15 protein-coding genes and 1 pseudogene are annotated in these 15102 nt (G+C 69.1%); 12 read left to right on the top strand and 4 right to left on the bottom strand.

The features are described from left to right. The first annotated feature begins 83 nt into the window (after positions 1–83). The 5 genes from tuf (at position 84) to GII31_RS17480 (ending at position 5047) form a co-directional block, all read left to right on the top strand. Entirely contained in the window at positions 84–1274 is a 1191-nt protein-coding gene (gene tuf / locus GII31_RS17500; RefSeq protein WP_213244645.1) for an elongation factor Tu, read from the top strand. 343 nt (positions 1275–1617) lie between these two features. After that, a complete protein-coding gene (locus GII31_RS17495) occupies positions 1618–2493 on the top strand; it encodes an alpha/beta hydrolase-fold protein (RefSeq protein WP_213250640.1) in 876 nt (291 codons plus the stop codon). 35 nt (positions 2494–2528) lie between these two features. After that, positions 2529–3284 carry an alpha/beta fold hydrolase gene (locus GII31_RS17490; RefSeq protein WP_213244644.1) on the top strand — a complete coding sequence of 252 codons (756 nt, stop codon included), beginning with the start codon at positions 2529–2531 and terminating at the stop codon, positions 3282–3284. Positions 3285–3479: 195 nt separating this feature from the next. Beyond that, on the top strand, positions 3480–4430 hold the full coding sequence (locus GII31_RS17485) for an o-succinylbenzoate synthase (protein ID WP_407649991.1): 951 nt from the start codon (positions 3480–3482) through the stop codon (positions 4428–4430). Between the two features lie 32 nt (positions 4431–4462). Then, positions 4463–5047 carry a TetR/AcrR family transcriptional regulator gene (locus GII31_RS17480; protein WP_213244642.1) on the top strand — a complete coding sequence of 195 codons (585 nt, stop codon included), beginning with the start codon at positions 4463–4465 and terminating at the stop codon, positions 5045–5047. A gap of 80 nt (positions 5048–5127) precedes the next feature. On the opposite strand, the gene map is transcribed toward GII31_RS17480, so the two are convergent. Next, entirely contained in the window at positions 5128–5904 is a 777-nt protein-coding gene (gene map, locus GII31_RS17475; RefSeq protein WP_213244641.1) for a type I methionyl aminopeptidase, read from the bottom strand. A gap of 96 nt (positions 5905–6000) precedes the next feature. Between map and GII31_RS17470 the strand changes: the two genes are divergently transcribed. Next, positions 6001–6267: a helix-turn-helix domain-containing protein gene (locus GII31_RS17470; protein ID WP_213244640.1), complete on the top strand. Its 267-nt coding sequence runs from the start codon at positions 6001–6003 to the stop codon at positions 6265–6267. Between the two features lie 74 nt (positions 6268–6341). Next, positions 6342–8288 (top strand): hypothetical protein, encoded by a 1947-nt coding sequence (locus GII31_RS17465; protein WP_213244639.1) that lies wholly within the window; start codon positions 6342–6344, stop codon positions 8286–8288. An 84-nt stretch (positions 8289–8372) separates the two neighbouring features. Here GII31_RS17465 and GII31_RS17460 read toward each other — a convergent pair whose 3' ends face one another. Continuing rightward, positions 8373–8768: a VOC family protein gene (locus GII31_RS17460; protein ID WP_213244638.1), complete on the bottom strand. Its 396-nt coding sequence runs from the start codon at positions 8766–8768 to the stop codon at positions 8373–8375. A 74-nt stretch (positions 8769–8842) separates the two neighbouring features. Here GII31_RS17460 and GII31_RS17455 point away from each other — a divergent pair, with 74 nt between their 5' ends. Further along, positions 8843–9613, top strand: coding sequence for a TetR/AcrR family transcriptional regulator (locus GII31_RS17455; RefSeq protein ID WP_213244637.1), 771 nt, complete (start codon positions 8843–8845; stop codon positions 9611–9613). A 42-nt stretch (positions 9614–9655) separates the two neighbouring features. On the opposite strand, the gene GII31_RS17450 is transcribed toward GII31_RS17455, so the two are convergent. Continuing rightward, positions 9656–10540: a universal stress protein gene (locus tag GII31_RS17450; RefSeq protein WP_260840074.1), complete on the bottom strand. Its 885-nt coding sequence runs from the start codon at positions 10538–10540 to the stop codon at positions 9656–9658. Positions 10541–11040: 500 nt separating this feature from the next. Further along, positions 11041–12465, bottom strand: a pseudogene (locus GII31_RS17445) (amino acid permease); the annotation flags it as partial. 272 nt (positions 12466–12737) lie between these two features. Here GII31_RS17445 and GII31_RS17440 point away from each other — a divergent pair. The 4 genes from GII31_RS17440 to GII31_RS17425 are packed head-to-tail and all read left to right on the top strand — an operon-like array spanning position 12738 to position 15032. Beyond that, complete coding sequence (locus GII31_RS17440; RefSeq protein ID WP_322974136.1) at positions 12738–13298, top strand: hypothetical protein; 561 nt, start codon at positions 12738–12740, stop codon at positions 13296–13298. Then, on the top strand, positions 13295–13798 hold the full coding sequence (locus tag GII31_RS17435; RefSeq protein WP_213244633.1) for a hypothetical protein: 504 nt from the start codon (positions 13295–13297) through the stop codon (positions 13796–13798). Before GII31_RS17440 ends, GII31_RS17435 begins: the two co-directional genes overlap by 4 nt. Continuing rightward, positions 13795–14421: a hypothetical protein gene (locus GII31_RS17430; protein WP_213244632.1), complete on the top strand. Its 627-nt coding sequence runs from the start codon at positions 13795–13797 to the stop codon at positions 14419–14421. Before GII31_RS17435 ends, GII31_RS17430 begins: the two co-directional genes overlap by 4 nt. After that, on the top strand, positions 14421–15032 hold the full coding sequence (locus GII31_RS17425; protein WP_213244631.1) for a hypothetical protein: 612 nt from the start codon (positions 14421–14423) through the stop codon (positions 15030–15032). The genes GII31_RS17430 and GII31_RS17425 overlap by 1 nt, the downstream gene beginning before the upstream one ends. Positions 15033–15102 lie beyond the last annotated feature (70 nt).

Genomic DNA, 15102 nt, shown 5'->3' with positions numbered 1-15102 from the left:
GGGGAACCACGGCGCGACACAACCCATAAATAGATCTCTGCTGGGATCCGCCCAGCAGTGCAACAGTCCAGGAGGACAATCAAGTGGCGAAGGCGAAGTTCGAGCGGACCAAGCCGCACGTGAACATCGGCACCATCGGTCACGTCGACCACGGCAAGACCACCCTGACGGCGGCCATCACCAAGGTGCTGCACGACAAGTACCCGGACCTCAACAAGAGCTTTGCGTTCGATCAGATCGACAAGGCTCCTGAGGAGAAGGCTCGCGGTATCACCATCAACATCTCGCATGTTGAGTACGAGACCGAGAAGCGTCACTACGCACACGTCGACGCCCCGGGCCACGCCGACTACATCAAGAACATGATCACCGGTGCCGCCCAGATGGACGGCGCGATCCTGGTGGTCGCCGCAACTGACGGCCCGATGCCGCAGACCCGTGAGCACGTGCTGCTGGCCCGCCAGGTCGGCGTTCCGTACATCCTGGTCGCGCTGAACAAGGCCGACATGGTCGACGACGAGGAAATCCTCGAGCTCGTCGAGATGGAGGTCCGCGAACTGCTGGCCGCTCAGGAGTTCGACGAGGAAGCCCCCGTCGTCAAGGTGTCGGCGCTCAAGGCTCTTGAGGGCGACCCGGAGTGGGCCAAGTCGGTCGAGGAGCTCATGGCTGCCGTCGACGAGTCGATCCCGGACCCGGTCCGCGAGACCGACAAGCCGTTCCTCATGCCCGTCGAGGACGTCTTCACCATCACCGGTCGTGGCACCGTCGTCACCGGTCGTGTGGAGCGCGGCTCGGTCAACGTGAACGAGGAAGTCGAGATCGTCGGTATCCGCGAGAAGTCGCAGAAGACCACGGTCACCGGCATCGAGATGTTCCACAAGCTGCTCGATTCGGCCGAGGCCGGCGACAACGCGGGTCTGCTGCTGCGCGGCCTCAAGCGTGAGGACGTCGAGCGCGGTCAGGTCATCGTGAAGCCGGGTACCACCACCCCGCACACCGAGTTCGAGGGCCAGGCGTACATCCTGTCGAAGGACGAGGGCGGCCGCCACACCCCGTTCTTCAACAACTACCGTCCGCAGTTCTACTTCCGTACCACCGACGTGACCGGCGTCGTGACCCTCCCCGAGGGCACCGAAATGGTCATGCCGGGCGACAACACCGAGATGAGCGTTGTGCTCATCCAGCCGGTCGCCATGGACGAGGGCCTGCGCTTCGCCATCCGCGAAGGTGGCCGCACCGTCGGTGCCGGTCGCGTCACCAAGATCGTCAAGTGATCTGCTGATCATCTGGTGATCTGACTCGACGAGTCATCGAAGACACCCAGCCGGGTTCACCGGCTGGGTGTCTTTGTGCGTGTCGGTCCGGTGCGGTCCATTCCGGTGGATAGTCCGTCACAAGGCTATATTCCAGTCACACTGTTCACTTTGGTAACAACCATGTTTCGATCTGTCCCGACCTCTCGCATTGCGAAGACTTGTCGCATTGACTGGTCGGGTGAGATCCCTGCCTGTCCGGATTTCCGCTCGACCGCTGACCGAGCCCCCGAGGCGCGGGCGTCGGCGGTCGACGCGTGTGGGCGCCTTCCTGGTGGTCGTGCTGATCGCGGTGGGTCTCGGGATGATCGGTGCGGGCCGGGCCTCGGCCGTCGCGCACTACCGGTTCCACATCGGCGGCTGCGGTATGCCGGCCACACCCGTCGACATGTGGGCCGGCTACGGCAACTACAAGACCGTGATCGCGCTCGACGGCCTCCGCGCGACCAGCCGCACGAGCGGCTGGGCGCACCAGACCAACATCGCCAAGATGGCCTACAGTGGGGTCAACGTGGTCCAGCCGGTCGGCGGGCTCGCCAGCTTCTACACCGACTGGGACGCCAAGTCGGGGAACAAGGTCAAGTACCGGTACCGCTGGACGTGCAGGCTCACCAAGATCATCGAGGAACTCGACGCCCGCGGGATGGCCGTCGGGCGCAGCGGCAAGTACGCCATCATGGGCATCTCGATGGGCGGCGGCGCGGCCCTCACCTACGGTGCCTATCACCGCAAGCGCATCTCGCACGCCTTCTCCATGTCGGGATACATCAGCCTGGCCTCGCCCGGTATGCGTACCGCGATCCGGCTGGCGATGATCGACGCCGGTATCGAGGCCGGGGTGGGTCCGTTCAACTCGGACGCGATGTGGGGGCCGCCGTGGAGTATCCGCTGGATCAACAACGATCCGGTCATGCAGCTCAACCGGATGCGCGGCATGAAGGTCCGCATCGCCTCGGCGACCGGTATCTGGGGCCGGTACAACACCGACCCCATCGGGTCGGTCAAGGGCACGCCGCTGGAGATACTCGCATTGCAGCAGGCCGGAATCTTCCAGGCCGCGGCCGCCGCCCAGAGTGTGCCGATCACCACCGACTACGCACTGCTGGGCACCCATCAGTGGGGCTACTGGCAGGACATGGTCTGGCGGGCCAAGAACTCGGGCTGGTTCCGCGACCGCTGATCCGGGCGTGCGGGCCACCCCCTACTCTGGACGGCATGCGAACCGTGTCCGGTGCCGACGGCACCACCCTCGCGGTCCGGACATCGGGACCACTCGGCAGCGGCACTACTCCGGTCCTGCTGGTGCACGGGATGGGATCGGACCACAGCACCTGGCGGTCGACGGCGGCGTTGCTGCGCGCGGCCGGGCGCCCGGTGATCGCCTCGGATCTGCGCGGCCACGGGCGTAGTGAGCACACCACCGACTACGGGCTCGGCACCTTCGCCGACGACCTGCGGGCCGTCATCGACGCGCTGGGTGTCGGGCAGGTCGATGTGATCGGTCATTCGCTGGGGGCGCATGCGGCGCTGCGGCTGGCGATGGACCATCCGGCGCGGGTGCGTTCGCTCGTGCTGGAGGAGGTGCCGCCGATGCCGCGCGACGACGCCGACCTCGCCGAGGAGATCACGATGGGAGCCGGTCTCGGGGAGCGGGTGCGGGGTGTGGCCGCGCTGCTGCGCAACCCGCTGCCGGTGCTGCGATCCGACCGTGCCGTCGGCGAGGCGGTGCAGCGCCAGTTCGCGGCCGCGGACCCGTACTGGTGGGACCGGCTGGCGCGCGTACGGTCACCGGCGCTGATCGTCTCGGGCGGCTCCCGGAGTTTCCTGCGACCGGATCATCTGCGCGCACTGGCGGCGAGTCTGCCCGGATCGGACTTCACGACGATCGACATCGGGCACAGCGTGCACCGCGACGCCGGTACCGAGTTCAACTCGGCCGTGGCGACATTCCTCGGGATCGGTCGGTCCTGAGTGGCCCGCGACCATCGGTGTGTGCGTCCCTGCGCGCCGGCCGGGTGCGCGATACTGGTCGGATGCGTGAGTTGATGATCGACGCGATGGGCTGTCGGTATGACCGGTAGCGGACCCGGGACCGGATTGCCGGCCGGCTTCGCGTTGCCCGACGCCGCCGATATCGACGCCACCGCGGTGGTCGTCTCCCTGCCCATGCGTACCCGGTTCCGGGGTATCACCGCGCGTGAGGTCATGCTGTTCCGGGGACCGGCGGGTTGGGGCGAGTTCGCCCCGTTCACCGAATACGACGACACCGAATCGGCGGCGTGGCTGGCGGCCGGGATCGAGGCCGCCTATCTCGGGCCGCCGCCCGCGCGCCGCGACCGGGTGCCGGTGAACGCGACGGTTCCGGCGGTACCCGCCGACCAGGTCGCCGCGATACTCGCCCGATACCCGGGGGCGACGACGGCCAAGGTGAAGGTGGCAGAGCCCGGCCAGAGCCTCGATGACGATGTCGCACGGGTGGCGGCGGCGCGCGCAGTGGTGCCGTCGGTGCGCATCGACGCGAACGGAGGCTGGTCGGTGCGGGAGGCGGTGACCGCCATCGCCGCGATCGGTGAGGTCGAGTACGTCGAACAGCCCTGCCGCACCGTCGACGAGTTGGCGCGGGTGCGTCGGTGCGTGGACGTGCCGATCGCCGCCGACGAGTCGATCCGCAAGGCGGGCGATCCGTTGCGGGTGGTGGCCGCCGACGCCGCCGATATCGCGATCGTGAAGGTGGCCCCGCTCGGCGGGATGCGTGCGGTGCTGGCGCTGGCCGAGCGGATCGGGCTGCCGGTGGTGGTGTCGAGCGCGCTGGACTCGGCGGTGGGGATGGCGGCCGGGGTGGCGGCGGCGGCCGCGCTGCCGGAATTGGGGCTGGCCTGCGGGCTGGGTACCGGATCCCTGTTCACCGTGGATGTGGCACCGTCGTTCGTGCCGGTCGAGGGATCGGTGACGCCGCGCTGGTTCGGGGCGACGGGGAGTGTCACCGGGGCGAGCGGAGCGACGGGGGATATCACCGCCGGCGGTGTCGAGATTCCGGGCATGTTGCGGGTGGATGCGTCCCGTGAGCGGTGGTGGCGTGCGCGGCTGGCCCGCTGCCACTCGTTGCTGGCGGGCTGAATTGTGTATGTGTACGAACGGAGTAGCACGTGATGTCAGGCCGCAAGACCCGGAACACCCTCAGCTCGCAGGATCAGGAATTGATGATCCTGGCGGCGGCCGAGTTGGAGTTCACCGAGGCCGGGGTGCGCAAGGCGAACATCGACACCGTCGCCGCCCGCGCGGGGGTCAGCCGGAGCACCCTGTATCGGCGGTTCGCCAACAAGGAGGAACTGCTGCTCGCGGTGGCCCAGCACGTGTATGACCGGGTGATGCGTGAGCTCGACACCGCGGTGGCCGGGCTGAGTCCGCAGGATGCGGTGGTGGAGGCGTTCGTGGCGGGCGCGCGGATCATCGAGCAGGACAACCTGGTCCGACGACTGCTCGTGGACGGTGACGTGAAGGTACTGACGGCACAGATGCCCGCCCTGTTCATCGAGTTGGCCATCGCGCGGGTCGCGTCCACGTTGCGCCGGGCCGGTGCCCGGATGCCCGATGCCGATCTGCATGACGTGGTGGAGATTCATGTGCGGCTGGTGATGTCGTTCATGGAGGTGCCGCCGTCCGATACCGGCCGGTGGGCGCCCGCGAAGGTCCGCGACACTGTCGGCAGGTTCATCGCCCCGATGGTCTGGTAGCCCCACCGCGGGTCGAGACGTGAGGAGCCGCCGGGGTGGTGAATCCCGCGAGGGTTCCGGCGGCGGCCGGCGGGACGGACTCAGTCGGCGAGGGTGAGGATGCGCGGGCCGTCGTCGGTGATGGCGATGGTGTGTTCGGTGTGCGCGGTCATCGATCCGTCGGCCGAGCGCAGTGTCCAGCCGTCGGGGTCGATGGTGAGCCGGTTGGTGCCGCGTGCCCACCACGGTTCGATGGCCAACGTCATCCCGGCCCGCAGACGCAGCCCGGTGCCGCGTTCGCCGAGGTTGGGGATGTGTGGGTCCTCGTGCATGGTGCGGCCGAGTCCGTGCCCTCCGAACTGGGTGTTCACGGTGTAGCCGTCGTCGATGGCGACGGCGCCGATCGCGGCGGAGACGTCGCCGAGGTGCCCGCCCGGCACGGCGGCGGCGATTCCGGCGGCCAGGGCCCGCCGGGTCGAGTCGATGAGTCGCTGGTTGGCCTCGCGTTCGGGGCCGCCGCTGCCGGCGATGACGGTGATCGCTGCGTCGGCGACCCAGCCGTCGATGGAGACGGCGAAGTCGAGGGTGAGCACGTCGCCGTCGGCGAGGACGTGGCTGCGTGGTTTGCCGTGCAGGACGGCGTCGTTCACCGACAGGCAGATCACGTTGCGGAACGGTCCGTCGCCGAAGGAGGGCGCGTAGTCCCAGTAGCACGATTGCGCACCGCGTTCGGCGACGAGCTCGCGCGCGTGGTGTTCGAGGTCGAGCAGGTTCACCCCCGGTTGTGCCCGCGCGCCGAGGGTGGCCAGGGTCTGTGCGACGAACCGCCCGGTGACCGCCATCTTGTCGATCTCCTGTGGCGTCTTCAGTTCGGTCATCGGTTTCTCCTGGTTCGATTCGGCCGGTATAACAATACCGGTATTTGTATACCATGTACGGTGGTTCGGCTGTCGCATACCGACTACCCTGGCCGCATGGTTCGCGTTCCCCTCACCGCAGAGCAGGTCGCGGCAGGACGGCGTCTCGGCGGAGTCATCCGGGCCGCTCGCGGAGACCGGGATCCCCGGCGCATCGCCGTCGCCGCCGGCATCTCGCCGGAAACGCTGCGCAAGATCGAAAGCGGGCGGATGCCCAGCCCGGGTTTCGGCACGATAGTCGGTCTCTGCGACGCACTCGATCTGCCGCTGGCGGAGGCCGTCGACGCCTGGCGCGGCGCCGTCGCTGACCAGTCCATCGCCTGACGCATTCGCGCGCATCGGTTCCCGGGAAGTCGAACCGGGACGAAGTGTCGGGGGTGGGGCATACGATCGTCGGCATGACGTCCCGACCTGATGTGACCCGGCTCGTGCTGTTCAAGCATGGCATCGCCTATCTGGAACGCAGCGGTCCGGCCGACGGTGACTTCGAGTTGTCGTTCCGGAAGGGCGACATGAATGACGTGCTCAAGTCGCTGTCGGTCGGGGTTGTCGCCGGAGATGCGACGGTGGAGGCGCTGGCGTACGAGGCGCCGACCGATCCCGACGACGAGCTGGCCCGGCGCAATCTGTATCTGGAACCGGGCGAGGCGCTGCCGGGGCTGCTGACGGCGGTGCGTGGCCGGGTGGTGGAGGTGCGGACCGCCGACGGGGTGACCCATCGCGGTGAGGTGATCGGAGTCGACGAGAGCGGGACCGGCACCACCGGGGTGCGGCGGCTGCTGGCGATCCGTACCGACTCCGCGGCCGTCGGGCTGGTCGATCTGGCGCAGGTTCGGTCCATCGGCTTCGCCGACGACTCCTCCCGCAGCGACCTGGCCTATCTGATCGACCGGTCGCGGGCGGCCACCGCCGGGGAGAACCGGACGGTCCGGGTCGTCGTGAACGGGCGCGCCGATCGTCTCGACATCTCGTACGTGCTGGCCGCGCCGATCTGGCGGATTTCGTACCGGCTTGTGCGAAAACAGGATTCGGTGACGATTATCGCGATGGGGATTGTGCACAATCCTGTCGATGAGGATCTCACCGACGTGGAGCTGACACTCACCACCGGGCAGCCGGTGTCCTTCGACATCGACCTGTACAACGCGCGCTGGGCCGGGCGGGCGCTGATCGAGGAGGCCGAGCGTGGTGGGGTGGTGCCCACCAGCTACGGGCAGGCCTACGGCGGCGCGGACATGGATCTGCCCGACGCCGAGCTGCCTGTACTGGAGGTGCCGGCGCCGGTCGGCAGGCTGATGGCACGTTCTTTCGCTACCGAGAAACTGGCCGTAACAGGTTCTGCCGGTGAATATTTCGAGTACAGGGTGGGTGTTCCCGTCTCGCTCAGGCGTGGTACCGCGGCAATGGTCCCATTGGTGGTGGCCGACCTGGACGGTGTTGTCACCGAACGCATCTGGCGGGACGGATCGGGCCCAAACCCCGACATCGTGCTCAGTTTCGACAACAACAGCGGCGCGGTGCTGGAGGAAGGTCCGGCGGTGGTCTATGATGCGGCGGCGGGGGACGGTGCCGAGGGCTTCGGTGCTGCCGGCTACGCGGGCGAGGCGATGATGCCGTACACCACGCGTGGCACTCATGTGCGGCTCGGCTTCGCCCGCGACCTGTCGGTACGATGCGGCCGGTCGTCGACGGTGAACACCGTTGACACCCGTCTGCGGCTCACGGCCAGCGCGCTGGTCGCCGAGATGCGCCGCGACGAGATTCACACGATCCGGGTGGAACACGACGACGACTCGGAGACGGAGGTGATCGTCGAACTGCCCAGGAATCACGACACCACCCTGATCACCCGCGCCGGGTACCTCACGCCGTTCGAGGAGACCGCCGACCATCGCCGGTTCAGGGTGACGGTGGCGGGCCGCGGCGTCACCGAGGTGACGGTGGGCGAATCGAGGGTGCTCTCGCGGTACACCGGATACCCCGACCTCACCGGTCCGGCGCTGGACGAGTGGCTGTCACAGCGGCTGCTCGACCGCACGACCTTCGATGAACTGTCCGCGGTGATGGCGCACCGGATCCGGGCACGGCACCTGGGTGACCTGGTCGAACAACTCGAAGCCGAACGGGAAGCGGTGTATACCAACCAGTCCCGGGTGGCCGAACAGCTCAAGGTGCTCGGCGAGGCCGGTGAGGAGGGTCGGGTGCGGCAACGGACCGTCGCCTCGCTGGTGTCCCTGCAGGACCGCGAGGCCGCACTGGACGCCGAGATCGACAGGACCAAGGCGGCGGTGGCCGCGGAACTGGCCGCCGCCGAGGACCAACTGGCCGGGCTGGTGCGGGAGTAGCCGGCCCGCGCCGTTCGATCGTGCGGCGCGCAACGCCGCCGTGCCGCTCGTCGGCGCGACACGACAGGGGTTCGGCCGGTCCTGTCAGTGTGTGGGATCGAGTGGTTCGACCCATTGGACCAGTTGGTAGATCACGCCGTTGGGGTCGGCCATCTGGAAGAAGCGTTCGCCCCACGGCTCGGTGTCGATGGGGGTGACGATCTCGACTCCGCTGTCGCGCAGTCGTGCGTAGTCGGTGTCGATGTCGTCGACGGTGAACACCACGAGCAGCCCGTCGGCGGTGCCCGACGCCGAGGATGGTGTGAACGTCGGTAGGCCCGTCCGCAGGTAGATCAGGTTGAAACCCGCGTCGGGACGGGTCAGTGAACTGAAGCCGTCCGCCGACATGACCTCCTCGAAATCCAGGTATGTGCGGGCCCATTCGACTGATGCCCGCACATCGGGGACGTTGACGGAAATGGCGGATGCGGTGATCTGCATGGCGGCTCCTCGGCCAGGTACTCTGTACGTTGTACAACGTACATCGTATAGCAAAGATGTGCCAGAATTGCCCCATGGCCGACAACAGAACCGGGGCCGGTGAGCCCAGCCGCACTCTCGCGCTGTTGTGGGGCGAGCAGTCCGCACCCGCGCGGCGCAAGGGGCCGGCCCGGTCGGTCACCGTCGGCCAGATCGTCGACGCCGCTGTGTCGCTCGCCGACGAGCACGGCCTGTCGGCGGTGACCGTTCGTGCGGTCGCCGACAAGGTCGGTGTGTCGGCGATGTCGGTCTACACCTATGTGCCGGGAAAGCCCGAACTGCTCGACCTGATGGTCGACACCTGCTACGCCCGCATGGAACGCCCCCGGTGGGGGCGGGAGCGCTGGCGCAGACGGCTGATCGCGGTCTCGGAGTCCAATCGTGCGTTACTGCTGGCACATCCGTGGCTGACCGAGGTGGCCGCACTGAGCCGGCCGCCGTTGGGGCCCGGGGTGATGGCGAAGTACGAGCACGAGCTGGCGGCACTCGACGGCACCGGGCTGTCCGATATCGACACCGATGCCGCGCTCAACTATCTGCTCGGTTTCGTCCGGTCGCACTGCCGGGCCGCACACGACGCGGTGCGGGCAACCACCGATTCGGCGATATCCGACGCCGATTGGTGGGCGGCCAATCAGCCCGTCCTGGCCAGGGCCTTCGACGCCGAGCGCTATCCGCGGGCGGTGCGTATCGGCGCGGCCGCGGGCGAAGCCCAGGGCAGCGCCTGGAACGCCTACCTCGCCTGGGAGTTCGGGCTGGCCCGGACCCTCGACGGTCTGGCGGCACTGATCGATTCGGCGCGCTGAACCGGTTCCGGGGCCAGCGCGTGAGTGGCCGGGTCGGGAGTGTCACCGGGGCAGGACGACCACCGGTACGGGGGAGTGCCGGATCAGTGTGGTCGAGCGTGAACCGATGAACACCCGGCGCAGCGGACCTTCGCGGGTGCTGCCCAGCAGCAGCACCTCGCCGCCCATCCAGTCGATCGAATCGACGGCCTCGCGCCACCCCCGCCCGATGGCGAGGTCGGTGATCGTGTCGTCGGCGACGAGTCCGTCGGCGCGCAACGCCTCGTGCGCCCGGGTCGACTGGGCGATCCACTGGTCCAGGACCTCGTCCTCCCCGGCGAGCCCGACCAGCGGCGGATACATGGCGCCGCCGCGTACCGCGAAGGTCACCACCCGCAGCGGCGCGGTCATGGTGTCGGCCAGCTCGTGTGCGCGGGCCAGGACGGCGCGGTCCTGTGGGTCGTCGCCGGCGATCGCCACCGTGACCCTGGTGAGCAGGCCGTCGCGGGGAGACCGGTAGCCGCGCGGGCTCAACCCGACGGCAACCTCGCACCGGTGCAGCAGGGCGTCGGCGGTTGAGCCGACGACGATCTGCCCGAGCTGGCCGTCGCCGGTGGAACTGAGCACCACCGCCGCTGCCCCGATCCCGGCGGCATGCGCGGCGAGCGCGGTGGCGGCCGCACGATGGTCGAGGCGGTCGAACCGCCAGGTCAGCGCTGCCGGGTAGCTGTTCATGTAGGCCGACACCTCCGAGTACGCCTGGTCGATGAACCGGTCGGTCCAGTCGACGAATTCGGCATCGACCCGCGCCATCGACGGGTTGGTCCACGGTGTCGGCGCGACCGTCGCGATCACCAGGTCGGTGTCCAGGGATTCGGCCAGCATCGCCCCGAGCCGGATGCCGGCCGTCCCACCCTCCCCGGGCACATAACCCACCACGATCGTCATCGCGTAGGCCCCGTGACGGTCACACGCTGCACACACGGTGTGTCACCCAGTTCGATGAGGGCCGACAGGCGATCCTCCGGCGGGAAGTCGTCGCCGTCGATGCGCTGGGCGATGTCGAAGGCGGCGCGGTAGTCTCGCCCGCCGACGGACCGGGGCACCTCGATCAGGCCGACCGTCGTCGGATCGTAGGCGCGATCGTCGACGAAGACGCGACCTCCCCGGGTGGGGGCGGCCTCGACGTTCGAGCGCGCCTCGCTGCCCGCACAGGTGACCGTGCGCGCGGCGGCCCAGTCCTTGTCGTCGACGGCGGTGAAGAAGTCGGTGATCAGTGACGATGCTTCGGTGAGGGTGGTGGCGTCCTCGTTGTGGTCGCCGTGGTTGTAGACGGCGCCGAACGCGAAGAGCGCCACCCCGGCCGCGGCCAGGACCCCGGTCCAGATCTTGAAGCCGCGCCCGAGCGGGGCGGTCGCCGAGGAGCCGGACCGTTCGGCCGGGAGGTGGTTGAGTTTGCTGGACTTGCGTCCCCACACCAGATAGATCGTCACGAATACGAGCACCCACAGTCCGAACGCGAGGTAGGTGACGAGCTTGAGACCCGAGAGGATCCACAGGCACGCGGCGATCGACAAGATGGGGGTCACCGGGTAGCCCGGCACCCGGAACGAGCGTTCCAGGTCGGGCATCGTGTTGCGCAGGATGAGGACCCCGGCGGAGACGACGCTGAACGCGGCGAGCGTCCCGATCGACACCATGTCGATGAGTTTGCCGATGGGCAGCAGTCCGGCCAGGAGGCCGACCACCACGCACACCACCACGGTGTTCCACACCGGTGTCATCGTCCTGGGATCGACCTGGGCGAACTTGCCGGGCAGCAGTCCGTCGCGGCCCATCGCGAACAGGATGCGGGTCTGCCCGTAGAGCACCACCAGTGTCACCGAGAAGATGGAGATGACCGCACCGGCGGCGAGCAGCGTTCCCGGCCAGGTGGATTCGGTGACGCGTTCGATGATCACCGCGAGCCCGGCCTCGGCCTGGTCGGGGGAGGCGAATTTGGGCCAGGCCTGCGCGCCGATTCCGGCGACGGCGACCAGCAGGTAGATGGTGACGACGGTGATGAGCGCACCCATGATGGCCCGTGGCATCGCCTTCTGCGGGTCCTTCACCTCGTCGCCGGCGGTGGACACGGCGTCGAGGCCGATGAAGGAGAAGAAGATCGCGCCCGCCGCCGCGGTGATGCCGGCCGCGCCGAACGGGGCGAAACCGGCGAAGTTGTCGGTGGAGAAGGCGGTGAAGGCGATCCCGGCGAACAACACCAGCACGGCCAGTTTGACCAGCACCATGACGGCGTTGGTGCGGGCCGACTCGCTGGCGCCGCGGATCAACAGGAAACAGCACAGTGCCACCAGGACGGCCGCCGGAAGGTTGAACCAGCCCGGTTCAACGCCTTCCTCGGTGAGCGGCGCCGCCGACAACGCCTGCGGGAACCGGAAACCGAACAGGTTGTCGAGGAGTTTGTTGAGGTAGCCGCTCCATCCGACGGCCGTGGCGGCGGCCGACACCCCGTATTCCAGCAGTAGGCAGGCGCCGATGGCGATGGCGACGAGTTCGCCCATGGTCGCGTACGAGTAAGAGTAAGACGATCCGGACACCGGGACCGACGAGGCCATCTCGGCGTAGCAGATGGCGGCGAGCCCGGCGGCCAGTCCGGCGACGAGGAAGGCGATGATCACCGCCGGACCGGCGTCGGGCACCGCCTCGGGCAGCACGAAGAAGATACCGGTGCCGACGGTGGCGCCCACGCCGAACAGGGTCAGCTGGAAGGTGGTGATGCTGCGTGCCAGGTGCGGCTCGCCGCCGACGTCCGCGCCCCGGGCCTGCGTACTCCCGGGCGGATCGACCGGTTTGCGGCGCAGCAGTGTCGCCATCGAGATCGGTGCGGTTCGAGATGCTGTCATCGCCAACACTCCTGGAGGCCCGGGTGCGTTCGATTGTGCGCCCTGGTCTGCGCGCGTGCACGGGGAACGCGCGATGTGGCGCGGCTGCCGGTGCGGATACTGTAATGGTCACGGCGCAGGGTCGGACGGGAACACGGGAGAGGTGACGATGGCGCGCAGCGAGGTGCTCGCCCGCGAGCGGGCCGCGCGCGTGGCGCTGCGCGAGGCCGTCGACGATCTGCGCGCCGCGCAGGTCGCCGCAGGTGGCGGCGCCCGCGCCGCGGTGGTGGCGGTGGGCGGCGGTGGTGGCCGTGGTGGTCTCGGTGGTGGCGGCGGGCTGGGGGGTCGCACGATGGGCGGCGGCCTCCGGCCGGATCACCGACGCAGGCTACGAACGGGCGGCCACAGATCGGGTCACGCTGCTGTTGAGTCCGGACTACCGGCAGCCCGGCCGCGCCCAGCGGATCCTGGCCGGCGCGACCGGCGAGTTCTACGACGAGTTCGCGCAGTCCGCCGACGCGTACACCCGGTTCGTCGCCGCCCGCGGCACCGTCGCCGAAGGACTGGTCGACGGCGCGGCGATCAGCGGCCGGACCGAGGCCGGCGCGACCGTGCTGGTGGCGGCCACCGTGCGGTTCACCGGGCCCGACACAGGCGCGAACACCACAGGCCAGACCACGCCGGGTTCGGACGGCGGGGGCACGGCCACCGGGGACCCGGATTCGGGCGGGACGGGGGACCGGACGCAGCGATTCCGGCTGCGGGTGTTGCTGACCGATTCGGACGGCGGCCCGAAACTCGCGGCGGTGCAGTACCTGCCATGAGACCACCAATCCCGGCGGCGGTGCGCCGCCCGATCATCGGCACCCGGACCGCGATCACCGCACTGGTGTCCGCACTGTTGGTCGTCGCGGTCCTGGCCGCCGTCGTGACGGTCGCCGCCCGCGACGGCGATCCGGTGGTGGACCGCGACGATCTGCGCGCGTCGTCCGGCCGCGTCGTCGCCGCCGTGTTCTCCGTCGCCGCCGGATCATGGAAGGCCGATCGTAACCGGGCCTCAGCCCTGGTGACCGCCGATTTCGCCGAATCCTACGGCGACCTGCTGCAGGGTCCGCCGCAGTCGGGGGTGCGCAGCGTGGTCTGGCGCCCGACATCGTCGTCGATCATCGAGTCCGGCCGGGACTGGGGTGAGACGCTCACCGCCTTCGACGTCGTGACCACGCCGGAATCGGGGGAGCCGGTGACCACCACCCACACCCTGTGGGTGCGGCTGGCCGAGTCGGCGGGCACCTGGAAACTGTCTCGGGTCTGGGAGGTCGCATGAGCGGCACCGGCGATCGGGTCGAGGCGGCCTCCGACCGGGTGCGGGCCGCCGAACGAAACGCCAGGCTCGCCCGGATCGCGGCGGCCGACGAACTCCGGACCGGTGCGATCGCCCGTACCCGGATGCTCAAAGCGGCTGTCGCAGTCCTGATCGTGGTGGCCGTTGCGTCGGCGGCCGCGGCGATCGTCCTGTTCGCGACCGGTGCGGAAGGCCACGACGATGCGGGCCGGGCGCAGGTGCTGGCCGCGGCCACCGAGGGGGTCACCACGATGCTGACCGCAGACCCCGCCGACCCGGAGGGTTTCGCCGATCGGGTGATCGCGGTGTCGGCGGGCCCGCGCCGCGAACAGCTCACCGCCGCCCGTGACGTGCTGATGGGTGAGGCCGCCGGGCTGACCGCGCCCAGTGTCGGTCACGTGGTGGCCGCGGGTCTGCGCATCGATCCCACCGATGGCGATGCCGAGGGTTCGGCCGCCGAGGTGCTGCTGGTGGCCGAGGCGTCCGATCCAGAACTCGTCGGCAGCCTCTCGCAGGGCGACAGGATCACCCTCACCGTGCGGCTGGTGCGTACCGCCGACGGATGGCGGATCACCGGTGCGGTTCCGGTGAAGGCGGGGTCGTGATGACGGATACACGTCGCGTGGGCCGCGGTGCCGGCCCGTTCACGCCGCCGGCCCCCGCGCGCCGACTCGGCCCGGGGTATCGGCGGTGGCTGACGATGTGCGCGGTGATCGTGGTTCTCGCGCTGGCAGTGGGGGTGGTCGCGTTCGTGGCCGCGGCGCGTTCGTCCACCGGGATGAGCCGCGATCATCGCGACCTGTTGCAGGCGGCCACCCGTGATGCCGTGCAGGAGTTGATGACCTTCTCCCCGGCGACGGAGCAGCGGGACCGCGAACGCGTCGCCGTGCATCTGACCGGCCGGTTGGCCGCCGAGTACGGCTCGCAGGGGCCGGATGTGGTGTTCGTGGGGGCACGGCGGCTCAACGTCACGATGACCGCGAAGGTGGTCGGGGTGGGGGTCCGGACGGCCGGCCACGACGGGGACGATGTGGGCTGGACGCGCATGCTGGTGTTCGTCGATCAGACGATCACGGTTCCCGGCAACGCCGATACCACTGACCAGCGGGCCTCTATCGCCCGATGGGCGTTTATGCGTAATGTCGACGGGAATTGGCGACTGGCCGACCTCACTCCCGTGGGCCGGGTGGCGGGAGGCGGCAGTGTGCCGCAATAGCATCCCGGTTCCGCGAATATCACCGGGCGAGCAGATTTGACGGGGAAATGCGACCGCCCGATCGGGCAGA

It is taken from the genome of Gordonia pseudamarae, assembly GCF_025273675.1.
GTDB lineage: Bacteria > Actinomycetota > Actinomycetes > Mycobacteriales > Mycobacteriaceae > Gordonia > Gordonia pseudamarae.
The sequence above is the reverse complement of the archived record's forward strand: the minus strand, read 5'-3'. Positions and strand labels throughout refer to the sequence as shown.